Origin of the sequence: Pseudomonas sp. BF-R-19 (genome assembly GCF_019956445.1) — a bacterium.
Lineage (GTDB): Bacteria > Pseudomonadota > Gammaproteobacteria > Pseudomonadales > Pseudomonadaceae > Aquipseudomonas > Aquipseudomonas fluorescens_BH.
Map to the genome: position 1 here is coordinate 43,183 of NZ_JAHBDN010000029.1, position 23,626 is coordinate 66,808.

The following is a 23,626-nucleotide window of genomic DNA, read 5'->3' on the forward strand; positions in this document are numbered from 1 at the left end:
CAATGAACATCAATCTTTCTTGTGCTGTTCGACCCATTGCCCATAGGCATTGATGAATTTTTGCAGGAACGGCTTGACCGACTCGGACAACTTGCCCGCCTCGTCGAACGCCGAACCGGCGTTCCCCAGATAGGCCTCCGGTTGCTGCATCATCGGCACATTCAGAAACACCATGGATTGACGCAGGTTGTGATTGGCACCAAACCCGCCGACGGCCCCCGGCGAAGCACTGATAACGGCGCCGGGCTTGCCATTCCACGAACTCTTGCCATAAGGACGAGAACCGACGTCAATCGCATTTTTCAACGGCGCCGGCACCGATCGGTTGTATTCCGGGGTCACGAACAACACCGCGTCGGATGAGCTCACCTGTTGTCGGAAAGTGCTGTAGGCTGCCGGCGGTGAAGCGCCATCGATGTCTTCGTTATAGAGCGGCAGATCGCCAATTTCGATGATGTTGAGCTTGAGATTGGCCGGCGCCAGCTCTATCAGGGCCCGTGCGACCTTGCGGTTGATCGATTCCTTTCTCAAGCTGCCGACCACGACGGCGATCGTATAGACGTTGCTCATAAGAGTTTCTCGACTGTCCGATAGGAAGAGCTTGTAGTTATAGATGACGATTCAAGCAGCGGGCGACCGAAAACACCGTCCCTGACTATTTTTTTTCCGTAGGAAAACTTACCTCGCCCAAGTACGGTCTACAGTGCCGCAAATTGAGTGATTTATCTCCAGAGGCTCTAAAGATGGCAGCAGTACTCGTCGGTCAGTTCCATGCAAGAGATGCGGAGGGCCGTATTTATTCGGTGCACGAGTTCCAGGACTCCACCCCGGCGGCAGACGGTTCAGGGCCTGTCACCACCTACAAGCTGGCCATTGGCGACCGAGTCAACAAGGTCGACGACAATGAGTTCATGCTGGTGCAAACCGGCGTGACCATTACCCGCGAACCGCAAACCGCCAGCGTTTCATAACCCGTCGTTATGAGCAGAAGTCATAAGCGCGGACTTGGGGTAGGATTCAGCCACTGACTCCTCCACTTGCTGAACATGGACTTCACGCATGCGCTTACGCCATATCGAAGTGATCCAGGCGCTCTTGCAGACCGGTCACCTGGGCACCGCCGCCGAATGGCTGCAGTTGCCGGTGGCCGAAGTCGAGCGTTTGCTGCGCGACGCCGAGGACCAGTTGGGTTTCATGCTGTTCGCCAGCGTTCGCGGACGATTGCAGGCCACCCGCGAAGCGCGGGAATTGCAGGCGGAAATTGCCCGGGTCTACGATGCGCTTGAACCGGTGCAGCGCCTGGCCAACAGCCTCAGGCAATACCTGGCGCCGCCGCTGCGCATCATCTGCACCCCGCCTCTGGCCAACCAATTGTTGCCACACAGCATCGCGGCCCTGCGCCGACGCCTGCCCGACGCGCCTTGCACACTGCTGAGCCAGCCGACCCGCGACATCGTCAGAAGCCTGCTGCTGCGTGACAGCGATCTGGGCCTGAGCCTGCATGACCCCGATCACGCCGACCTCGATTGCCAGGTGATTGCCCAGGGCAAACTTCAGTTGCTCGCCCCCCATGGCTGGCTGCAACCGAAACAGAAATACATTTCACTGCAGGATCTGGCCGGTCAATCAATGATCGGCCTGGAAGGGCACGACCCGTTGAGCCCGGCGCTGGAAAACAAACTGCACGGTTTGCGCCCTGCCCCGGTGATTCAGACCCGGGTCCAGACGCATCAGATGATGCGCAGCATGGTCGAGGCCGGCGAAGGCCTGGCCATCGTCGACCCCTTCACCGCCCTCGGCGCCAAAGCCTCGGGCCTGGACGCCTGCCCGCTCGCGCCAGCGGTCCCGATCAGTCTCTACGCCCTGACCCTGAAAAATGCCGAACCGTCTCCGGCGGTTCAGGCACTGTTAGCCATCGTCACGGAACAAGCCGCGGCGATGCTGACGAACTGAACGGGTTTTCCAGCGGATTTTCGAACAATCGATACCAGAACAGCGCCACTTCGGCGGTGTTCGGATCGATGCCGCGATAGCGCAGATGATCGATCCCGCCAATCAAGTAACCGCAGCGTTCATAGAGCCTGCAGGCCCCCAGGTTGTTGTTCTGGGTTTCGAGCATGATGCCCGGGAGCTTTTTCTTGCGGCTCCAGAATTGCGCCACATCCAGCAGGGCCTTGGCCACGCCATGCCGCCGGGCCGGTGCGTGCACCGCCAACTCATCGATATGGGCAAAGCCGTTCCAGTTGGTGCTGACCACCAGGTGCCCCACGGGCTGGTCATCCAGATACGCCATGAAAATCGCGCTGTCGTCGCCATCGCGAAAGCTGCTGAATTCCTCCGGGTCGATGCCGTAGCACTTGCGATAAGGCGTGATCGGGGTGACCGGCCACTGTGCCACCGGCTTGCCTATTTCGGCCGCACCGTAGGCCGCGACTTCAAAACTGAAATCACTGCCCCAGATATAGGCGGCAAAACCCTCGTCGGCAACCCGTACCGACAACCCTGGGAAATTCGGATTTATAACCGGCTGCATACTGGGAAAGGTCCTCATTCCTTGATGCAATCGACGGTGTAGCACCGTCCACTGCCCTGATCTTCGTGTTGCAATCCGTGCACATCAGCAACGAACCCCGGGAAACTGCTATCGAACGTGCGGGCAAACGCCAGGTAATCGATGATCGAGCGGGTCGACTCGGTAAAACGCTCGCCCGGCATGATCAGCGGAATGCCAGGTGGATACGGCACCAGCATCACCGCCGCGATCCGCCCGACCAGCGCATCGATCGACACGGCTTCGACTTCACCGCGCACCAATTGATCATAGGCGTCCGCCGGCTTCATCGCGACTTCCGGCAATACGGTGTACATGCGCTTGAGGTGCCTGGCGGTGGCGTTGCTGCGATAACAGGCATGTAACTGATCGCACAGATCACGCAGGCCCATGCCCTGATAGCGCGCGACATTCTCTTGTGCCACGCAGGGCAGGCAACTGGCCAGACTGACGTTGGCGTCATAACTGCGCTTGAACTCCAGCAGTTCAGTGAGCAGCGTGCTCCACTTGCCCTTGGTGATGCCCATGGAGAACAACACCAGGAACGAATACAGCCCGGTCTTCTCGACCACCAGGCCACGCTCCCAAAGGAACTTGCTGACCACCGCCGCCGGAATCCCGCGCGCGCTGAGGGCGCCACCGGCGGTCAATCCCGGCATCACCAGCGTGACCTTGATCGGGTCGAGCAACACATAATCGTCGGTCACGCCGCCAAAGCCGTGCCAGTCGGCATCGGGCTGCAGCAACCAGTCCTCGGTGACGACCCGCTCGATGCCTTGCGCCGACGGCGGCTGCCAGATCGAAAACCACCAGTCATCCGCGGCAATGTGTTGGCGCAAGTTAGCCAGCGCCCGGCGAAAACTCAGGGCTTCATCGAACATTTCCTGCAACAGCGAACGCCCGGCCGGCCCTTCCATCATCGCCGACGCCACATCCAGCGAGGCGATGATGCCGTACTGCGGCGAGGTCGAGATGTGCATCATGAACGCTTCGTTGAAGCGATCCCGGTCCAGTTGCCGCGCACCGCCATCGCGCACGTGAATCATCGATGCCTGGCTGAAGGCCGCCAGCAACTTGTGGGTCGAATGGGTGGTGAACACCAACGGGCTGTCTTCATCACGGGAGGTGCCCATGCCGTAGCGCCCGGTAAAAAACTCATGAAACGCCGCATAGGCGTACCAGGCCTCGTCGAAGTGCAGTACCTCAACGCTATTGCCCAGTTGCTGCCTGATCAGCTCGGCGTTGTAGCAGAGGCCGTCATAGGTCGAATTGGTCACCACCGCGAGCTTGACCTTCGGCGAACGACCCTTGGTCAGCGGGCTGGCGTCGATCTTGGCCTGGATCGATTCGCGGCTGAACTCACTCAGGGGAATCGGGCCGATGATCCCCAGTTCATTACGTTCCGGACACAAGTACAGCGGGATCGCGCCGGTCATGATGATCGAGTGCAGCACCGACTTGTGGCAATTGCGATCCACCAGCACCAGGTCATCGCGGGCGACCACCGAGTGCCAGACAATCTTGTTGGCCGTGGAGGTGCCATTGATCACGAAAAAGGTGTGATCGGCGCCGAAATTGCGTGCCGCGCGGGCCTCGGCTTCAGCCAGGGGGCCAGTGTGATCGAGCAAGGAGCCGAGCTCCGGCACCGACACAGAAAGATCCGAGCGCAGGGTGTTTTCCCCGAAAAACTGGTGAAACGCCTGTCCGACCGGGCTTTTGTGATACGCCACGCCACCGCCGTGACCGGGGGTGTGCCAGGAGTAGTTGGAATCGGCAGTGTGTTGCACCAACGCCTTGAAAAACGGCGGCAGCAGGCCATCGAGGTATTTGCGTGCGGCGCGGGCCACCTGCCGGGCGAGAAAGGGCACGGTGTCCTCAAACAGGTAAAGAATACCGCGCAACTGGTTGAGCTCGGCCATGGCGTCGGCGGGCGCGTTTTCCAGGGTCACTTTTTCGCCCAGGGCGAAGATCGGCAGATCCGGCGCACGCACCCGCGCCAGTCCGATCAGTTCGGCCATATTCTGTAACAGATGGGAGTGGGTGCTGGCGTCTTCAGAGGCAATCAACATGCAGGACAGGCCATGGTAAGTCGATGCCACCAGCCGTCCTTCGGTGTAGTCCACCGCCGACACGACGCTGAACCCTTCCTGCTCCAGCTCCCGGGCAATCCCCCGCACACGGTCGCCGGCGACGCTGTCAGCCTTGATGTCGCGATGGACAATCAGGACCGGGAATTTCAAGTCTTTATACATGAGGCTCAGTGTCCTGAGGCGGCAGACCAGAGCCTGCCAATCACCTCAGGGTAGAGTGTTGCAGAGGATGTGGCGAGTGCGATGCCCTGAAATGGGTCACAAGGTGTCCCTTTTTTTGAAAGGGTCAGGCCTGCGCTTCAGCCTCAGCCAACTGCACCCACAACGCCGGGGCACCCGCGGATTTGCCGATGATTTCCAGGCGCGCCGCGTGGCGGGCCAGGTCGTCTTCGCTGGCGCGGATGATACGTGTCGGCTGGCGGTCCGCCGGTAAACGACGAATCTCGGTGGCCGAGTTGTCCGCCCCTTCACCGGAGCCATTGCCATCGGAGGCGTTGCCGGCCAGGGACAGACTGGTCTGCCCCCCGGTCATGGTCAGGTAGACGTCGGCGAGAATCTCGGAGTCGAGCAACGCGCCGTGCAGTTCACGGCCGGAGTTGTCGACGCCATAGCGTTTGCACAGGGCGTCGAGGCTGTTGCGCTGCCCCGGGTGACGTTCCCGGGCCATCATCAGGGTGTCGAGGATCGAGCAGTGCTGCGTAATGTCCGCGCGGTCCTGCTGGCCCATCAGGGCGAATTCGTTGTTGATGAAGCCAACGTCGAACGCCGCGTTATGGATGATCAGCTGCGCGCCCTTGATGAACTCGAAGAACTCTTCGGCCACCTCGGCAAAACGCGGCTTGCCCACGAGGAATTCGTTGGTGATGCCGTGGACGCCGATGGCGCCCTCGTCACTTTCTCGATCCGGTTGCAGGTACACGTGAAAGTGCCGGCCCGTCAGGCGGCGGCCGATCAACTCGACACAACCGATTTCGATAATCCGGTGGCCGTCGGTCACCGGCATGCCGGTGGTTTCGGTGTCGAGTACAACGGATCTGGTGGCCATCAGTGCTCAGCTCTCAATCGGTCAATCGTGCAAAAGCGGCGATGTTAACACGCTGCCGGGGTCTTTCAGGTAGACCGAGTCGCCACCTTCGCGAGCAAGCCCGCTCCCACAGGGGATCGCGGTCAAATGTGGGAGCGGGCTTGCTCGCGAAGGCCACGACTCGGTCCATCGGTGAAACCCAAATCAGCTTTGCTTGTACCCGCGCACTTCATCGACGCCACGGTTGGCCAACTGGTCAGCCCGTTCGTTGCCGTGATGGCCAATGTGCCCGCGCACCCATTTCCAGGTGACCTTGTGGCGGTTGACCTGCTCGTCGAGCAACTTCCACAGGTCAGCGTTTTTCACCGGTTCCTTCGCCGCGGTTTTCCAGCCGCGCTTCTTCCAGTTGTCCATCCACTCGTTGATGCCTTTCATCACGTACTGGGAGTCGGTCACCAGCAGCACCTCGCAAGGACGCTTGAGCTCTTCCAGGCCACGGATCGCGCCCATCAGCTCCATGCGGTTGTTGGTGGTATTGGCTTCGCCGCCCCACAACTCCTTTTCGACGCCCTTGCACACCAGCAGTGCGCCCCAACCGCCAGGGCCGGGGTTGCCTTTGCAGGCGCCGTCGGTGAACAGTTCTACGCTATCGCTCATGCCAATCTATCCAGAAAATGCGCTGGCCCGCCGATCGCTGACCGACGACGCCCGAAGCCGGGACAGGCCCGGCCGCAAATGAAAAGTGTGTATTACGGTTCGATGTTGCGCCGGTTGACCTTGGCCATCGGCAACGGGATCAGTTTGCCCATCGGTTCGCGCCGCTCCTGACGGACCGGTCGCAGGCCCACCACGATCTTGCGCGCCACCAATAAATAGAAGCCGCCGCCCGACAATTGCCAGTCACTGGCCTTGCGCTCCCAACCGGCCAGGCGGGTCTGCCACGCTGGCGACGCAAGCGGCGGACGATAGCACCCGAAGCGGCGTTTCTCCAGCGCGAAGCCCAGCAGGTTCAGCCAATCCGCGACCCGTGACGGCGAAATGCAGCGCGCCTTGCGCAGCGCATCCTGGGCAAACACATGTCGCAGGCCCCAACTGCTCCAGGGGTTGATGCCAATGATCAGCAAATGCCCGCCGGGGCGTACGCTGCTTGCCGCCTCGCGAAGCAGACCGTGGGGTGACAGGCAGAAATCCAGGCCATGCTGCAGCACCACCACATCGGCGGCATGCTCGCTCAACGGCCAGGCCTGTTCCTCACAAACGATCTCGACCCCCGGCAACGGCGCGCCAAGGCGCACGTTGCGCTGCACCTGCGGGGCCGACGGCGGGGGCTGGGCCGACGGACCGTAATGCACCAGATAGCCACCAAAGAACCGCCCGAGCTCGTCTTCGAGCATGCGCCGCTCTTCGTCCAGCAGAAATTGCCCGAGGGGACCGGCCAGCCACTCGCGGGCGGCGCTGATCAACGCCAGCCAGTCAGGATCGGCTTGTGCGAACGCTTTATCAGTCATTGCATTCTCCAACGCGCCAGGAAGTTCTAAGATGCGCCAATGTTTTCCGCTTGGCGAATCCGACGATGATACAGATCACTGCCCTGCCCGCCTTCACCGACAACTACATCTGGTTGTTACAAGACCACGACAGCAAGCGCTGCGCGGTCGTCGACCCGGGTGATGCCGCCCCCGTGCAAGCCTGGCTCGCGGCCAATCCGGGCTGGGTACTGAGTGATATTTTGATCACTCATCACCATCATGACCACGTCGGCGGCGTCGAACAGCTGAAAAAAGCGACGGACGCGAAAGTTTATGGTCCGGCCAGCGAAACGATCCCGGCGCGGGACGTTGCGCTCAAGGACAACGACAAGGTCAGTGTGCTCGGCCGGGACTTCGACATCCTCGCGGTCCCTGGCCACACCCTGGGGCACATCGCCTATTACCATCACGGCTTGCTGTTCTGCGGCGACACACTGTTTGCCGCCGGCTGCGGACGCTTGTTCGAAGGCACGCCACAGCAAATGTACAGCTCGCTGACACGCCTCGCCGGGTTACCGGATGACACGCTGGTGTACTGCACCCACGAATACACCCTCAGCAACCTGAAGTTTGCCGCGGCCGTCGAACCGAACAACCCGGACACCGCCGAGCGCCTGGCCAAAGTCACCCGCCAACGGGAATCCGGGATCATGACGCTGCCCTCGACACTGGCGCTGGAAAAGCTCACAAACCCGTTTTTGCGCTCCGGTGAAACATCCGTTAAAGAAAAAGCGGACGAACGGACCGGCACCGATAACTCGGCGCCCGATATGGTTTTTGCTGCGCTTCGAGCGTGGAAAGACAGGTTCTAAAGCGGCTTCTCAAGATTGCAACAATTCTGAAAGGTTGACCGCGCAGGGTGCGCTTTCTAGAATCGCCCGACATTTTTGCCCGGAACTTACTTCCAGCCAATGTCGTCACCTATTCGCAAAGCCCTCAGTTCAGACGCATTGACCCGCTTGGCTCAAGCCATTGCGGTGGCTGTGTCCGCCACCCTGGCGGGCTGTTCCAGCCATGCGCCGCAGACCGATGCGGCGCACACGCAGAACATCGCCGCGCGCGCCAAGCAGAAGCCGATCTGGCTCAGCGAAAAACCCAGCCCGCAAATTCCCCAGGACGTCTGGGAGCGCATGCGCCAAGGCTTCCAGCTGCAGGACGGGCTGGGCGTCAACCCGCGCATCGAGCAACAACGCCTGTGGTTCGCCAGCAATCCATCTTTCCTCGAAAACGCCGGCGAGCGTGGCAGCCTCTACATTCATTACATCGTCGAGCGCCTTGAAGAACGCAACATGCCGCTGGAACTGGCGCTGCTGCCAGTGATTGAAAGTGCCTACAACCCGATGGCCTATTCCCGGGCCAACGCGGTGGGTCTTTGGCAGTTCATCCCGTCCACCGGGCGTTACTTCAACCTGCGTCAAACCCGTTTCTATGATGGCCGCCGCGATATCACCGCATCGACCACCGCCGCGCTGGATTACCTGACCCGCCTGCACGACATGTTCAACGGCGACTGGATGCTGGCCCTGGCGGCCTACAACGCCGGCGAAGGCACCGTCAGTCGGGCCATCGAGCGCAACGAACGCCTCGGTCTGCCAACCGACTACTGGAACCTGCCGCTGCCCTCCGAAACCCAGGCCTACGTGCCGAAGTTGCTGGCACTGTCGCAAGTGGTGATGGCGCCGGAAGCCTACGGCGTGAACCTCAACCCGATCGCCAACGAACCCTACTTCCAGGTCGTCGAAATCAACCAGCGCATGGACCTGTCCAAGGTTGCTGAAGTCGCCAACATCGACGAAGACGAACTGTTCCAGCTCAACCCGGCCTTCAAGCAGCGCACCACCACCCTTGATGGCCCGCAACATCTGCTGGTGCCGACTTCCAAGGCACAACTGCTGACCAGCAGCCTGCAGACCATGCGTCCTGAAGAATTGATCAGCAAGAAATCGCTCAAGCCGGTCTTCGAAGGTGCCGACGACACCCAGGTCGCCAGCGTCAAGCGTTCCTACCGGGTCAAGCGGGGTGACAACCTCGGCTCCATCGCCAAGGCCAACAACGTCGACGTGAAGGACCTGCAACGCTGGAACAAACTGACCGGCAAGAACCTCAAAGCCGGCCAGACACTGGTCATGCAGGACACCGGCAAACGCAGCTCCGGGCGCGTCAACACCGTGATTGCAGCCAATACCAAGAAGCAGCAGACCACGTACAAGGTCCAGCAAGGCGACTCGCTGTACATCGTGGCCAAACGCTTCAACGTAGAAATGCAGCACCTCAAGCGCTGGAATCCGCGTGTTGGTCAGGCGCTGAAGCCTGGCCAGATGTTGACGGTGGCCAATCCGCATTAAAAAACAGCCCCTGAATTCAGGGGCTTTTTTATGCCTGCGCAGTTTTCGTCGCAAATGCAAAAACCTGTGGGAGCGAGCTTGCTCCCACAGGGTTTGTGGCCCAACCGATATTGCGCATTAAGCCCCCGTCTTTTTCCTGTCCATACAAGCTGTTACTGTACGGTCCACAAAGCACAAGCCGCCTGGATCGGATCCCCTATTTGAAGCGTCCCCTGCCCCTGCTCCTGATCAGCCTGGCCTTGAGCTCCACCGCAAGCGCGACGATCAGCGAAAGCCATGGTTATGCGCAGTTCGGCACGCTCAAGTACCCGGCCCGATTTACCCACTTCGACTGGGTCAACCCGCAAGCGCCCAAGGGCGGTACGTTGCGGGTCATGGCGTTTGGCACGTTCGACACGCTCAACCCGTACACCTTCAAGGGCACCAGCCCGGTCACCACGCCGAACTTCCTGCAATACGGCATCAACGAGCTCAACGAGCCGCTGATGGTCGGTACCGGGCAATACGCGCCTTCGGGTGACGAGCCCGCGTCCAGCTATGGCCTGATCGCCCAGTCGGTGGAGTACAACGAGAACCGCAGCTGGGTGGTGTTCAACCTGCGTCCCGAAGCACGCTTCCATGACGGCACGCCGATCACCGCCTACGACGTCGCGTTCTCCTATCGCGTATTGCTCAAGGAAGGCCATCCGCTGTACCGCACCAGCCTTCAGGAGGTGTCGCGGGTCGACATCCTCAACTCGCAGCGCATCCGTTTCGTGTTCAAGCGTGCCGGTAATCCGTTGCTGATCCTGCGCCTGGGTGAAATGCCGGTGCTGGCGCAGCACTACTGGAAAGGCCGCGACTTCAAGGCCACCACCTTCGAGCCGCCCCTGGGCAGCGGGCCGTATCGCATCACCTCGGTCACGCCAGGACGGCAAATTGTCTTTGATCGGGTCAAGGATTACTGGGGCAAGGACCTGCCGGTCAATCGCGGCAAGTACAACTTCGACCGCATGGAAGTCGAGTACTACCGCGACAGCGACGTGGCGTTCGAGGCGTTCAAGGCCGGTGAGTTCGATATCTATATCGAGCATCAGGCGAAGAACTGGGACAGCGGCTACAACTTCCCCGCCATACGCCGCGGTGACGTGATCAAGGCACAGATTCCCCATCAGATCCCGACCCAGACCCAGGGCCTGTTCATGAACAGCCGCCGTCCGACTTTCTCGGACGCCAAGGTCCGTGCAGCGCTGGGGCTGATGTTCAACTTCGAGTGGACCAACCGCACGCTGTTTGGCGGCGCCTACCAACGCGCCATGAGCTACTACCCCAACAGCGAGTTCTCGGCCAGCGGTTTGCCGGTCGGGCATGAATGGCTGTTGCTCAAGCCCTATCGCGAGCAACTGCCGGCCAGGCTCTTTACCGAGCCGTTCAGCCTGCCGCAGACCGACGGCAGTGGCATCCCCCGGGAGACTCTGCGCAAAGCCCTCGGCCTGCTCGCCGAAGCCGGCTGGAAGCTCAATGGCCAGCGCCTGCAAAACGCCGCCGGGCAGCCGTTGCGCCTGGAGCTGCTGCTGGTCAACCCGAACCTGGAACGCATCCTCCAGCCTTACGTCGAGAACCTCGCCAGTATCGGCATCGACGCACGGCTGCGCACGGTCGATCGCGCGCAATACAAGCAGCGCCTCGACCAGTTCGATTTCGACATGATTCTGATGACCCTCAACCAGACGCTCAGCCCGGGTCTTGAACAATGGCAGTACTTTCACTCCAGCCAGGCAGGGGTCAAGGGCAGCAAGAACTTCGCCGGCATAACCAACCCGGTGGTCGACCACTTGCTCGAGCAGTTGCTGGCCGCCCAGACCCGCGATGAACAAGTCGCCGCCGGCAAGGCCCTCGACCGCGTGCTGCTGTGGCAGCACTACATCGTTCCCAACTGGTACCTCGATTATCACCGTCTGGCGTACCGCAACCGGCTCGCCTTCGTCACCACGCCGCCCTACACTCTGGGCCTGAACGCGTGGTGGCTGAAATCTTCGGAGAAAGATCAATGAAACCCATCCGTGCCCTGCTCCTGCAGGCCAGCGGCCTGTTGTTCGCCGGGCTGGCCTGCGCCGCCCCGCAACATGCCGTGACCCTGTATAACGAACCGCCGAAATACCCGGCCGATTTCAAACACTTCGACTACGTCAACCTCGACGCGCCCAAGGGCGGGATTTTCCGTCAGGCCGGTTTCGGCGGCTTCGATAGCCTCAATCCGTTCATCAGCAAAGGCGTGCCGGCGGACGATATCGGCATGATCTACGACACCTTGGCCAAGCAAGGGCTGGACGAGCCATTCACCGAGTACGGCTTGATCGCCCGGTTGATCGAGAAAGCCCCGGACAACGCCTGGGTGCGTTTCTACCTGCGCCCCGAAGCACGCTTCCATGACGGCCATCCGGTACGCGCCGAGGATGTGGTGTTCAGCTTCCAGATGCTGACCAAGGACGGCGCACCGATGTACCGCGGCTACTACAGCGACGTGGCGGAAGTGATCGCCGAAGACCCGCTGACCGTGCTGTTCAAGTTCAAGCACACCAACAACCGCGAGCTGCCGCTGATCCTCGGCCAGTTGCCGGTGCTGCCCAAGCACTGGTGGGCCGACCGCGACTTCAACAAGGGCAACCTGGAGATCCCGTTGGGCAGTGGCCCGTACAAGGTCAGCGAAGTGAAGGCCGGACGCTCGGTGCGTTACGAGCGGGTCAAGGACTACTGGGGCAAGGACCTGCCGGTCAATCGCGGTTTCTACAATTTCGACGTGATGACCAACGATTACTACCGCGACAACACCGTCGCCCTGGAAGCGCTCAAGGCCGGGCAGTTCGACTACTGGCTGGAAATGACCGCGAAGAACTGGGCTAACGCCTACAACACTCCGGCAGTCACCGAAGGTCGACTGGTCAAGGAACAGATTCCCAACGGCAATCCGACCGGCATGCAAGGGTTCGTGTTCAATATGCGCCGCCCGGTGTTCCAGGATGTGCGTGTGCGCCAGGCCTTGTCGCTGTTGCTGGATTTCGAATGGACCAACAAGCAACTGTTCAACGGCGCCTACGCGCGTACCCGCAGTTACTTCGAGAACTCGGAAATGGCCGCCACCGGCCTGCCCGACGCCGATCAGGTGGCGATCCTCGAACCGTTCCGCGCCAAGCTGCCACCACAGGTGTTCAACGAAGCCTTCAAGAACCCGACCACCGATGGCAGCGGCATGATCCGCGCCCAGCAACGGCAAGCCTATCAATTGTTGCAGGAGGCCGGCTGGCGCATCGTCGATGACAAGATGGTCGACGCCACCGGCAAGCCGGTGGTCATCGAATTCCTGTTGGCCCAGACCGAGTTCGAACGGGTGCTGCTGCCGTTCAAGCGCAACCTGAGCGACCTGGGTATCGACCTGGTGATCCGCCGGGTCGACGTCTCGCAATACATCAACCGCGTGCGTTCCCGGGACTTCGACATGATCGTCGGCAGCTTCCCGCAATCCAACTCGCCGGGTAACGAACAGCGAGAATTCTGGATGTCGGACGCCGCCGACAAGCCCGGCAGCCGCAACTCCATGGGCCTGAAGGATCCGGTGGTCGACCAACTGGTCGAGCAACTGATCAACGCCGATTCGCGCAACAGGCTGGTGGCCCACGCCCGCGCACTGGACCGCGTTCTGCAATGGGGCTATTACGTAATACCCAACTGGCACATCAAGACCTGGCGCGTGGCGTACTGGAACCACATCGGCCATCCAAAGGTCTCGCCCAAGTACGACATCGGCACGGCCACCTGGTGGGTCAAGCCCGACATCAAGCCGGCGATAGAAGTCGAAACCACACTGCAGGCCGATCCTGCGGGCATGGAGTAATCAGATGCTGGCGTACATTTTTCGGCGACTGCTGCTGATCATTCCGACCCTGTTCGGCATCTTGCTGATCAACTTCGTGATCATCCAGGCCGCCCCGGGCGGGCCGGTGGAGCAGATGATCGCCAAGCTCGAAGGCTTCGAAGGCGCCACCAGCCGCATCGCCGGCGGCGGTGCCGAAGTCTCGGTGGCAGGTTCCGCCTATCGCGGCGCCCAGGGCCTGGACCCGGCGCTGATCAAGGAAATCGAGCACATGTACGGCTTCGACAAATCGGCGCCGGAACGCTTGTGGATCATGGTCAAGAACTATGCGTCCCTGGACTTCGGCGACAGCTTCTTCCGCGACGCCAAGGTCATCGACCTGATCAAGGAAAAGATGCCGGTGTCGATCTCCCTCGGGCTGTGGAGCACGCTGATCATGTACCTGGTGTCGATCCCGCTGGGGATCGCCAAGGCCAAGCGGCACGGCAGCCACTTCGACGTCTGGACCAGTTCGGCGATCATCGTCGGCTACGCGATCCCGGCGTTTCTGTTCGCCATCCTGTTGATCGTGGTGTTCGCCGGTGGCAGTTACCTGGACTGGTTCCCCTTGCGCGGGCTGACCTCGAACAACTTCGATGAACTGAGCATGGGCGGCAAGATCCTCGACTACTTCTGGCACCTGGCGCTGCCGGTGACCGCACTGGTCATCGGCAACTTCGCAACCATGACCCTGCTGACCAAAAACAGCTTCCTTGACGAGATCAACAAGCAGTACGTGATCACCGCCAGGGCCAAAGGCCTGACCAACCACCGCGTGCTGTACGGCCACGTGTTCCGCAACGCCATGCTGCTGGTGATCGCCGGTTTCCCCTCGGCCCTCATCGGCATTTTCTTCACCGGCTCGTTGCTGGTGGAGGTGATCTTCTCCCTCGACGGCCTCGGCCTGATGAGTTTCGAGGCAGCGATCAACCGCGATTACCCGGTGGTGTTCGGCACGCTGTTCATCTTCACCCTGCTCGGACTGGTGGTGAAACTGATCGGCGACCTCACCTACACCTTTGTCGATCCGCGCATCGACTTCGAAAGCCGGGAGCATTGAGATGAACCTGTCCCCTCTCAATCGCCGACGCTTCGAACTGTTCAAGGCCAACAAGCGTGGCTGGTGGTCGCTGTGGCTGTTCCTGATCCTGTTCGGTGCCAGCCTGGGCGCCGAGTTGATTGCCAACGACAAGCCGCTGGCGGTGCATTACGACAACAACTGGTACTTCCCGGCGCTCAAGCGCTACCCGGAGACCACCTTCGGCGGCGAATTTCCCCTGGAGGCGAACTACAAGAGCCCGTACATCCGCGAACTGCTCAAGGCCAAGGACGCCTGGGTGCTGTGGGCGCCGATTCCCTATGGCTACCAGAGCATCAACTACGACCTGAAAGTCCCGGCGCCGGCACCGCCATCGACGGATAACCTGCTGGGCACCGACGATCAGGGCCGTGATGTGCTGGCCCGGGTGATCTACGGCTTCCGCATTTCGGTACTGTTCGCCCTGACCCTGACCGTACTGAGCTCGATCATCGGCGTGATCGCCGGGGCCTTGCAGGGCTTCTACGGGGGCTGGGTGGACCTGGCCGGGCAGCGATTCCTGGAGATCTGGTCCGGACTGCCGGTGCTGTACCTGCTGATCATCCTTGCCAGTTTCGTGCAGCCCAACTTCTGGTGGCTGCTGGGGATCATGCTGCTGTTCTCGTGGATGAGCCTGGTGGACGTGGTGCGCGCCGAGTTCCTGCGCGGGCGTAACCTGGAATACGTGCGCGCCGCCCGAGCCCTGGGCATGCAGAACGGTGCGATCATGTTCCGCCATATCCTGCCCAACGCGATGGTCTCGACCATGACCTTCATGCCGTTCATCCTCACCGGCGCCATCGGTACACTGACCGCCCTGGACTTCCTCGGCTTCGGCCTGCCGGCGGGCAGCCCGTCTTTGGGTGAACTGGTGGCCCAGGGCAAATCCAACCTGCAAGCGCCGTGGCTGGGCATCAGCGCCTTTGCGGTGCTGGCCTTGATGTTGAGTTTGCTGGTGTTCATCGGCGAGTCCGCTCGCGATGCCTTCGACCCGAGGAAGTGAAATGAATCAGGAAAATCTGATCGAAGTGCGCGACCTGTCCGTCGATTTCGTCGTTGGCAATCGATGCCAGTTGGCAGTCGAAGGCGTCAGCTTCGACATCAAGCGCGGCGAAACCCTGGCCCTGGTCGGCGAGAGCGGTTCCGGTAAATCGGTAACAGCGCATTCGATCCTGCGCCTGCTGCCCTACCCGCTCGCGCGGCATCCGTCCGGCACCATCTTGTATTCCGGGCAGAACCTGCTGGACCTGAAAGAAAAAACCATCCGCCACATTCGCGGCAACCGGATTGCGATGATCTTCCAGGAGCCGATGACCTCGCTCAACCCGCTGCACTCGATCGAGAAGCAGATCAACGAAGTGCTGGGGATCCACAAGGGTCTGACCGGCAAGGTCGCGACCAAGCGCACCCTGGAGCTGCTGGAGATGGTCGGCATCCCCGAGCCGCACAAGCGTCTCAAGGCCCTGCCCCATGAATTGTCCGGCGGCCAGCGCCAGCGGGTGATGATCGCCATGGCCCTGGCCAACGAGCCGGAACTGCTGATCGCCGACGAGCCGACCACCGCACTGGACGTGACCGTCCAGCTGAAAATCCTCGAATTGCTCAAGGAACTACAGGCTCGTTTGGGCATGGCGCTGTTGCTGATCAGCCACGATTTGAACCTTGTGCGAAGAATTGCGCATCGCGTATGTGTCATGCAGCAAGGTTGCATCGTCGAACAGGCATCGTGCGAAGAACTGTTCCGCGCGCCGCAGCATCCGTACACTCGGGAACTGCTGGCAGCGGAGCCCGGCGGCAAGCCTGCAAGCAACGTGATCGGCCCACCGTTGTTGGCGGTCGAGGACCTGAAAGTCTGGTTTCCGATCAAGAAAGGCCTGCTCAAGCGCACGGTGGATTACGTCAAGGCGGTCGACGGCATCAATTTCAGCCTGCCCCAGGGCCAGACCCTGGGGATCGTGGGAGAAAGCGGTTCCGGCAAATCGACCCTGGGTCTGGCGATTTTGCGGTTGATCGCCAGCAAAGGCGCCATTCGTTTTGAAGGCCAGCAGCTAGACTGCCTGACGCAGCAACAGGTCCGGCCGCTGCGGCGGGAGATGCAAGTGGTGTTTCAGGACCCGTTCGGTAGCCTGAGCCCACGGATGTGCGTGAATGACATCGTTGGCGAAGGCCTGCGGATCCACAAGATGGGCACCGCGGCGGAACAGGAACAAGCGATCATTGCGGTACTCAAGGAGGTAGGTCTGGATCCGGAAACCCGGCACCGCTACCCCCACGAATTTTCCGGTGGGCAACGGCAGAGAATCGCCATTGCCCGGGCATTGGTGTTAAAACCGGCGTTGATTTTGCTGGACGAGCCGACTTCGGCCCTCGACCGCACGGTACAACGCCAGGTAGTGGAGCTTTTGCGTTCACTGCAAAGCAAGTACAACCTGACGTATCTGTTTATCAGCCATGACCTGGCTGTGGTGAAAGCGCTGAGCCACCAGCTGATGGTGGTCAAGCATGGCCAAGTGGTCGAACAGGGAGACGCGCAAAGCATTTTTGCCGCCCCCCAACATCCGTATACACAGCAGTTGCTGGAAGCCGCTTTTTTGGCTCCGGCCACTGCGCAATAACCTGAAAGAGGAGCAACACATGGGTTTTCTCGCCGGTAAGCGCGTACTGATCGTCGGTGTCGCCAGCAAGCTGTCCATCGCATCCGGCATCGCTGCCGCCATGCATCGCGAGGGCGCTGAGCTTGCCTTCACTTATCAGAACGACAAACTCAAGGGTCGTGTCGAAGAGTTCGCACAAGGCTGGGGTTCGAGCCCTGAGCTGTGCTTCCCGTGCGACGTGGCCAGCGATGAAGAAATCGCCAAGGTCTTCGAAGCGCTGAGCAAGAAGTGGGACGGCCTGGACTGCATCGTGCACTCCGTCGGCTTCGCCCCGGGCGACCAACTGGACGGCGACTTCACCGAAGCCACCACCCGTGAAGGTTTCCGCATCTCCCACGACATCAGCGCCTACAGCTTCGTGGCCCTGGCCAAGGCCGGCCGCGAAATGATGAAAGGCCGCAACGGCAGCCTGCTGACCCTGTCGTACCTGGGCGCCGAGCGCACCATGCCGAACTACAACGTGATGGGCATGGCCAAGGCTTCCCTGGAAGCCGGCGTACGTTACCTGGCCGGCTCCCTGGGCCCGGACGGTACTCGCGTCAACTGCGTATCGGCTGGCCCGATCCGCACCCTCGCTGCTTCCGGCATCAAGAACTTCCGCAAGATGCTGGCCGCCAACGAAGCGCAAACCCCACTGCGCCGCAACGTCACCATCGAAGAAGTCGGCAACGCCGGCGCCTTCCTGTGCTCGGACCTGGCGTCCGGCATCAGCGGTGAAATCATGTACGTGGACGGTGGTTTCAACACCACGGCCATGGGCAGCATCGAAGAGTAATCTTCGGTCAGCCAATAAAAAACCCGCCTCTTTTGGCGGGTTTTTTAGGCCTGCGATTTCACGGACAAACACAACCCCCCTGTGGGAGCGGGCTTGCTCGCGAAAGCGGTTTGTCATTCAAAAGTGATGTCGACTGACACTACGCTTTCGCGAGCAAGCCCGCTCCCACAGGGTTAGTGTTGTGTCAGGCATTGTGCAAACAACTGCTGAATCGGCTGCATCCGCTGGCTATAGCGCTGCAACAGCACGATCTCCCGATAGAAGGTCAATTCGCCCAGCGGCACGATCCGCACCCCGGCCCCATGCTCAAGCCATAACCCGGCCTCCGGCAGCAGGGAAACCCCCAGGCCGCACTCGACCATTTTGACGATAGCCTCCAGTTCATCCAGTTCCAGCGCCACACGCACCTCGATCTGCCGTTCACGCAGAAACCGCGTCACTAGTCGCCCGCCGAACGAATTGCGGTCGTAGCGCACATGAGGGTGCTCGGCGAGCAGTTGTAACGGATCATCGCCGTCCAGGTCCGCCGGCACGATCAGCACGAACGGCTCGCGGCGAATCACCTGCGCGGACAACTCCTTGGGCAAGTCAAACGGTGGCTTGATCAGGATCGCCAGGTCCACTTCTCCCGTGTCCACCTGGCTCAGCAGGTTCAGTGACACCCCGGGCACAAGCTTGGGTTCCAGCAAGGGCGCCTGTTGGCGCAATTTCAACAATGCCTGGGGCAGCAGCCCGGTCTGGGCGGTGGCCACCGCGCCGATTTTCAGTTCGCCCCGGTACTCACTGACATCGTCACTGACGGCCATGCGGCTGAAGGTCTCGAGCATTTCCCTGGCCATCGGCAACGCCCGCTGCCCCGCCGCGTTGAGCAGCGCCTGGCGGCCGGTGCGGTCGAACAGACGGATGCCAAGAGCCTGTTCCAGATTGCGAATCTGCGCGCTGACCGCCGATTGCGTCAGGCCGATGTGCATGCCGGCCGCGGCGAAGGTTCCGTAACGCGCCACCGCGATAAAGGTTTTCAGTTCTCGCAGCATGGCGACCTCGATTGATCGAAATAATTTGAGCTCGAAGCAAAAATTATCGTCTTTCAATCAAAAAGCACAGGGATAAACTCAACACATTCCGACCCACCAACGAGGTTCGCCTGATGCAACTGTCCCCTTTTCACTTGGCCATTCCGGTCTACGACTTGCCGGCCGCCCGACATTTCTATGGTTCAGTGCTTGGCCTGGAAGAAGGTCGTTCCAGCGAGCATTGGGTGGATTTCAATTTCTTCGGCCATCAACTGGTGATTCACCTGGCGCCGAAAAACCCTGCGCAAGAAGCCGCGCACACCAATGCGGTTGATGGTCACGATGTGCCGGTGCCGCATTTTGGTGTAGTGCTCGGGATGGCTGAGTGGGAGGCGCTGGCCGAGCGGTTGAAGTCGCTGGGCACGCGCTTCGTGATCGAGCCGGGGATTCGTTTTCAGGGGCTGGTGGGTGAACAGGCGACGATGTTTCTGTTTGACCCTTGCGGGAATGCGCTGGAGTTCAAGGCGTTCAAGGACATTGGGCAGTTGTTTGCCAAGTGAACGTTGTGGTGCCTGTTCGGGCCTCTTCGCGGGCAAGCCCGCTCCCACAGGGGGCTGTGTGAACAATACTGGACAGTGTGGGAGCGGGCTTGCTCGCGAAGAGGCCCGCCAACACAACACCGCCCTAACGGCTCATCACCCGCTCGGCCTCACCCAGCAGTTCCTCGATCGAGTCATGAACAGTGGGGTTGTATTCGACCTGGGTCACACTGAACCGAATGTCATAACTGCGATGCGCCGTGGCGTTGCGCTCATCGAGTATCTCATTGAGCCGTGCCTTGATCGCCGCAATCTCCACCACGCTGGAACCGGTCAGCAGCGCCACGAACCGGTCACCTTCGAGTCGGCCGACCACATCGTTTTCACGAAAGCCGATCCGCAGGACATCGGCGAACGTCTTCAGCGCATCGTCACCTTTGGCCCGGCCATACAGATAGCAGATGAGCTTGAATTCATCGAGGGTGAAGTACAGCAGCGTCGCCGGCGTTTCCAGCTCCCGGCAGGCGTCCAGCCCTAGTTGGGCCAGTGCGGTGAAGCCATGGCGATTGGACAGCAGCGTCAGCTCGTCCATGCTCGCCATCTGCACGCCTGCCAGCTCTTGCTCGGCCTGGCGAGCCAGTTCGCGCAGCCGTTCACGTTCTTGCTGTGGCGTGAGCAAGGGGTTGGCTGATCGGCCCGATTTGCCCGTTTTGCCTGAGATCAACATCGTTCACTCCTTTGGCAGGTATGCACGTTAGAGTCGCCAGTACCCGCATTGACTCCCTGTTAGCGTGCCGCTGGTCAGCTACCGGCCACCGGGCACGGTCCTCCCGCATCGGCCCAGTGCTTGAACTGGGCAACGAAGATATCGTGGGGCACCGGCACCGGCGCGCGATTGCCGCCGGGGTTCCAGCCCCATAGCACCAGCTTGTCGTCGCTGACGTGCTTGATCAGCGCGGCAAAATCCCGATCGCCGTTGCTGGAGCGATCCTTGATCATCGCGCACAACTTGTCCGCCGGCAGGCCAATCCAGGCCATCCGCTGTGCTGCCGGCGGCAGGCTCCAGTGCGGCGCGCCGGGTGGCGCGTGCGGACCGTAACTGGCCGGCGGATTGCTTTGCGCATGGCAGGTTGCACAGGGCAACCCGGCCGAGCCCTTGCCGTCCATGCCCCGCACGACATTCATGGCGTGGGGCACGCCGGCATCGAATTGCAACGGCGAATCCCCGGGAATGTGGCAGTTCTGGCAACGCGGGCTCTGGAAGACCTTCTGCACCGTGTCGAACGCCTGCAAGGCCTCGCGGTCATCGGCGAACACGTGGGATGCGTAGGCGACGAGAAAGATCAGGATCAACGCCCCAAGCAACCAGTGATGTCGTTTCATCTCACACCCCCGACAGCTGCAAGGGCAGCTCCCGCAGGCGCTGCCCGGTCAAGGCAAACACCGCATTGGCTACCGCCGGCGCCATGGGTGGCACACCGGCTTCGCCGATACCACCGGGTTTGTCGCTACTGGGCACGATATGCACTTCGACCACCGGCATTTCGTTGAGCCGCAGCACCTGATAGTCGTGATAGTTGGACTGCACCACCTGCCCGTCCTTGATCGTCAGCTTGCTGTGCAAGGCGAAACTCAGGCCAAAGGTGATGCACGATTCCATCTGCGCGGCGATGCTCTGCGGGTTGACCGCAATGCCGCAGTCCACCGCACACACCACCCGGTGCACGCGAATGGCGAGGTTGTCCTGGGACACCTCGGCCACCTGGGCCACGTAGCTGCCGAACGACTCATGCACCGCCACACCCAGGGCATGGCCGTCCGGCAGCGGCGCCGTCCAGTTGGCCTTCTCCACCGCGAGGTTCAGCACACCGAGGTGGCGCGGATGATCCTTGAGCAAGGTGCGCCGATATTCCACCGGATCCTTGCCGGCCGCCGTGGCCAGTTCATCGATCAGCGACTCCATGACAAACGCGGTGTGGGTGTGCCCCACCGAACGCAGCCACAACACGCTGATGCCGGTTTTCGGTGAGTGCAGTTCGATCTGGTGATTGGCCAGTCCTTCGAGGTAAGGGCTGTCGGCCACGCCTTCGACGGAGGTCTTGTCGATCCCGTCCTTGACCATGCTCGCTTCAAGCGAGGTCCCGGCCATGATCGACTGCCCGACCATCACATGTTTCCAGGCCAGCGGCAGGCCGTCAGCACCCAGCCCGATACGCGCATGGTGCAGGAACGCCGAGCGGTAATAGCCGCCGCGGATGTCGTCCTCCCGCGCCCACACGGTTTTCACCGGTGCACCGGCGGCCTTGGCGACATACACCGCTTCGCTGACGAAGTCCGAAGTCGGATTGGCCCGGCGCCCGAAGCCGCCGCCGAGAAATTCGGTATGGATCACCACCTGTTCCGGTTTGAGCCCGGTGATTTTCCCGGCGACCATCTGGTCCAGGGTCTGGAACTGGGTGCCGGTCCAGATTTCGCATTTGTCCTGGGTGATGCTCACCGTGCAGTTCAGCGGCTCCATCGGCGCGTGGGCCAGGTAAGGCACGCTGTATTCAACGTCGATCTTCCTGGTCGCTTTCGCCAGCGCAGCCAGGGTATCCCCCGCCTGACCGGCGTTGATGCCGGGGGTGGTGGCGAGTTTGCGAAAACTCTCCAGCAACGCCTGGCTGTCGAGCCCGGCGTTCGGCCCCGGATTCCACTCGATTTTCAGCGCATCGCGCCCCAGCTTCGCCGCCCAAAAATGATCGGCAATCACCGCGATGCCCGTCGGCACCTGCACCACTTTGTGCACCCCCGGGATTGCCAGCGCTTCGGCGCCTTCAAAGGATTTGACGCTGCCGCCGAAGGTGGGTGAACGGGCGACCATCGCGGTCATCAGCCCGTCAAACTGCACGTCCATGCCGAACTTCGCCCGGCCGGTGATTTTCTCCGGTGTGTCCAGGCGCCTGGTGGGTTTGCCGATCAGCCGCCAGTCCTTCGCGTCCTTGAGTTTGATCGAGGCCGGGTCCGGTCGTGGCAACTGCCCGGCATCATCCGCCAACTCGCCATAAGTTGCGCGATGCTCACCGGCAATGACCACGCCCGATTCTGTATGAATCTCGGAAGGCGCAACATTGAAACGCTTGGCCGCCGCGTCGATCAACATCAAGCGCGCCGCCGCGCCGGCCTGGCGATAGCGGTCGAATTCCATCCAGGTGGACGTCGAGCCGCCGGTGATCTGCATCCCGCCGAAGCCAGGCAGGCCGTAATCGGCGGCCGAAGCCGGGGAATGCTCGACGCGGATCTTCGACCAGTCGGCGTCCAGTTCTTCGGCGATCAGCATGGTCAGGCCGGTCCAGATGCCCTGGCCCATTTCCGAGTGGCCGAGCAACACGGTGACGCTGTTGTCGTTGCCAATGCGCAGGAAGGCGTTGGGTGCAAACACGTTGCCCTGGTTCTCCGCGCCCATGGCGAAACGGTGGGCGCCGGGCATGGCAAACGCCACCACCAGTCCACCACCCAGCACGGCACTGCCCCTGAGAAAACCACGACGCGATAACGCGTTGATGCTGTTCATGCTCACCTCAACCCAGCTCGGCGGCGCGTTTGACCGCCGCGCGGATCCGCGGGTAAGTGCCGCAACGGCAGATGTTGCCGGACAGCGCCTGATCGATGTCGTTGTCGGTCGGTTGCGGAATCTTCGCCAGCAAGGCCGCCGCCGACATGATCTGCCCGGACTGACAGTAGCCACACTGGACCACGTCAAGTTCCGCCCAGGCCTGTTGCACTGGGTGCGAACCATCCGCGGAAAGGCCCTCGATGGTCAGAATCTTTTGCCCATGGGCCACGGCCGTGGCCGGTGTGATGCACGAGCGCAGTGGTGCGCCATCGACGTGTACGGTGCAGGCCCCGCATTGGGCCATGCCACAGCCGAACTTGGTGCCGGTGAGGTGGGCAACATCGCGCAAGACCCAGAGCAGCGGCATGTCGGCGGGGACATCCAGCTCCTGATCCTTGCCATTGATGTTCAAGGTCAGCATGGCGCAATTCCTCAGACGCACGGTGATCTGAAGGGGCGTCGCTGTGGTCCTGGAACACCTGCGCGCGCCTCGGGTTATCCCTTTAGCTAAGCGCAATTTTCCCCGGTGTCCTGATGCATCGAC

The 23,626-nt window shown here is 61.2% G+C and carries 22 protein-coding genes; 11 read left to right on the forward strand and 11 right to left on the reverse strand.

Annotated features, from left to right (window positions below):
* Window positions 1-9: 9 nt before the first annotated feature.
* Window positions 10-570 (reverse strand): NADPH-dependent FMN reductase, encoded by a 561-nt coding sequence (locus KGB28_RS02060; protein WP_223441761.1) that lies wholly within the window; start codon window positions 568-570, stop codon window positions 10-12.
* Between the two features lie 173 nt (window positions 571-743).
* On the opposite strand from KGB28_RS02060, the gene KGB28_RS02065 reads away from it, so the two are divergent.
* Together KGB28_RS02065 and KGB28_RS02070 are read left to right on the forward strand one after the other, a co-directional pair.
* Window positions 744-971, forward strand: a complete 228-nt coding sequence (locus tag KGB28_RS02065) for a hypothetical protein (protein ID WP_223441772.1) — start codon at window positions 744-746, stop codon at window positions 969-971.
* Between the two features lie 88 nt (window positions 972-1,059).
* Window positions 1,060-1,953, forward strand: a complete 894-nt coding sequence (locus KGB28_RS02070; protein WP_223441775.1) for a LysR family transcriptional regulator — start codon at window positions 1,060-1,062, stop codon at window positions 1,951-1,953.
* Here the strand turns inward: KGB28_RS02070 and KGB28_RS02075 are convergent.
* From KGB28_RS02075 to KGB28_RS02095, 5 genes are all read right to left on the reverse strand, one after another.
* Complete coding sequence (locus KGB28_RS02075; RefSeq protein WP_223441778.1) at window positions 1,919-2,533, reverse strand: GNAT family N-acetyltransferase; 615 nt, start codon at window positions 2,531-2,533, stop codon at window positions 1,919-1,921. The genes KGB28_RS02070 and KGB28_RS02075 overlap by 35 nt on opposite strands.
* Window positions 2,534-2,547: 14 nt before the next feature.
* Complete coding sequence (locus KGB28_RS02080) at window positions 2,548-4,803, reverse strand: Orn/Lys/Arg decarboxylase N-terminal domain-containing protein (RefSeq protein WP_223441780.1); 2,256 nt, start codon at window positions 4,801-4,803, stop codon at window positions 2,548-2,550.
* A gap of 124 nt (window positions 4,804-4,927) precedes the next feature.
* Complete coding sequence (gene dnaQ / locus KGB28_RS02085) at window positions 4,928-5,686, reverse strand: DNA polymerase III subunit epsilon (RefSeq protein ID WP_046037200.1); 759 nt, start codon at window positions 5,684-5,686, stop codon at window positions 4,928-4,930.
* 183 nt (window positions 5,687-5,869) lie between these two features.
* Window positions 5,870-6,322 (reverse strand): ribonuclease HI, encoded by a 453-nt coding sequence (gene rnhA / locus KGB28_RS02090; RefSeq protein WP_053158774.1) that lies wholly within the window; start codon window positions 6,320-6,322, stop codon window positions 5,870-5,872.
* 92 nt (window positions 6,323-6,414) lie between these two features.
* A complete protein-coding gene (locus tag KGB28_RS02095) occupies window positions 6,415-7,173 on the reverse strand; it encodes a methyltransferase domain-containing protein (RefSeq protein ID WP_223441782.1) in 759 nt (252 codons plus the stop codon).
* A gap of 65 nt (window positions 7,174-7,238) precedes the next feature.
* On the opposite strand from KGB28_RS02095, the gene gloB reads away from it, so the two are divergent.
* The 8 genes from gloB (at window position 7,239) to fabI (ending at window position 17,935) form a co-directional block, all read left to right on the forward strand.
* Entirely contained in the window at window positions 7,239-8,006 is a 768-nt protein-coding gene (gloB, locus tag KGB28_RS02100; RefSeq protein ID WP_223441784.1) for a hydroxyacylglutathione hydrolase, read from the forward strand.
* A gap of 99 nt (window positions 8,007-8,105) precedes the next feature.
* On the forward strand, window positions 8,106-9,539 hold the full coding sequence (locus tag KGB28_RS02105; RefSeq protein WP_223441786.1) for a transglycosylase SLT domain-containing protein: 1,434 nt from the start codon (window positions 8,106-8,108) through the stop codon (window positions 9,537-9,539).
* 212 nt (window positions 9,540-9,751) lie between these two features.
* Complete coding sequence (locus tag KGB28_RS02110; RefSeq protein ID WP_411740567.1) at window positions 9,752-11,572, forward strand: extracellular solute-binding protein; 1,821 nt, start codon at window positions 9,752-9,754, stop codon at window positions 11,570-11,572.
* On the forward strand, window positions 11,569-13,410 hold the full coding sequence (locus KGB28_RS02115; protein WP_223441789.1) for an extracellular solute-binding protein: 1,842 nt from the start codon (window positions 11,569-11,571) through the stop codon (window positions 13,408-13,410). The genes KGB28_RS02110 and KGB28_RS02115 overlap by 4 nt, the downstream gene beginning before the upstream one ends.
* A gap of 4 nt (window positions 13,411-13,414) precedes the next feature.
* Window positions 13,415-14,488: a microcin C ABC transporter permease YejB gene (locus KGB28_RS02120; RefSeq protein ID WP_008051869.1), complete on the forward strand. Its 1,074-nt coding sequence runs from the start codon at window positions 13,415-13,417 to the stop codon at window positions 14,486-14,488.
* A gap of 1 nt (window position 14,489) precedes the next feature.
* Window positions 14,490-15,509: an ABC transporter permease gene (locus tag KGB28_RS02125; protein WP_223441791.1), complete on the forward strand. Its 1,020-nt coding sequence runs from the start codon at window positions 14,490-14,492 to the stop codon at window positions 15,507-15,509.
* Window position 15,510: 1 nt separating this feature from the next.
* Window positions 15,511-17,121, forward strand: a complete 1,611-nt coding sequence (locus KGB28_RS02130) for an ABC transporter ATP-binding protein (RefSeq protein ID WP_223441793.1) — start codon at window positions 15,511-15,513, stop codon at window positions 17,119-17,121.
* Between the two features lie 19 nt (window positions 17,122-17,140).
* A complete protein-coding gene (gene fabI, locus KGB28_RS02135; RefSeq protein WP_085725145.1) occupies window positions 17,141-17,935 on the forward strand; it encodes an enoyl-ACP reductase FabI in 795 nt (264 codons plus the stop codon).
* Between the two features lie 173 nt (window positions 17,936-18,108).
* Here the strand turns inward: fabI and KGB28_RS02140 are convergent, their stop codons facing one another.
* Window positions 18,109-18,969, reverse strand: a complete 861-nt coding sequence (locus KGB28_RS02140; protein WP_223441796.1) for a LysR family transcriptional regulator — start codon at window positions 18,967-18,969, stop codon at window positions 18,109-18,111.
* A 113-nt stretch (window positions 18,970-19,082) separates the two neighbouring features.
* Here KGB28_RS02140 and KGB28_RS02145 point away from each other — a divergent pair, with 113 nt between their 5' ends.
* Window positions 19,083-19,508: a VOC family protein gene (locus KGB28_RS02145; protein ID WP_223441798.1), complete on the forward strand. Its 426-nt coding sequence runs from the start codon at window positions 19,083-19,085 to the stop codon at window positions 19,506-19,508.
* A 124-nt stretch (window positions 19,509-19,632) separates the two neighbouring features.
* Here the strand turns inward: KGB28_RS02145 and KGB28_RS02150 are convergent, their stop codons facing one another.
* The 4 genes from KGB28_RS02150 to KGB28_RS02165 form a co-directional block, all read right to left on the reverse strand.
* A complete protein-coding gene (locus KGB28_RS02150; protein WP_223441800.1) occupies window positions 19,633-20,214 on the reverse strand; it encodes a GGDEF domain-containing protein in 582 nt (193 codons plus the stop codon).
* Window positions 20,215-20,288: 74 nt separating this feature from the next.
* Complete coding sequence (locus KGB28_RS02155) at window positions 20,289-20,870, reverse strand: hypothetical protein (protein WP_223441802.1); 582 nt, start codon at window positions 20,868-20,870, stop codon at window positions 20,289-20,291.
* A 1-nt stretch (window position 20,871) separates the two neighbouring features.
* On the reverse strand, window positions 20,872-23,040 hold the full coding sequence (locus KGB28_RS02160; protein ID WP_223441804.1) for a xanthine dehydrogenase family protein molybdopterin-binding subunit: 2,169 nt from the start codon (window positions 23,038-23,040) through the stop codon (window positions 20,872-20,874).
* A gap of 7 nt (window positions 23,041-23,047) precedes the next feature.
* Window positions 23,048-23,503, reverse strand: a complete 456-nt coding sequence (locus KGB28_RS02165; RefSeq protein WP_223441806.1) for a (2Fe-2S)-binding protein — start codon at window positions 23,501-23,503, stop codon at window positions 23,048-23,050.
* Window positions 23,504-23,626 lie beyond the last annotated feature (123 nt).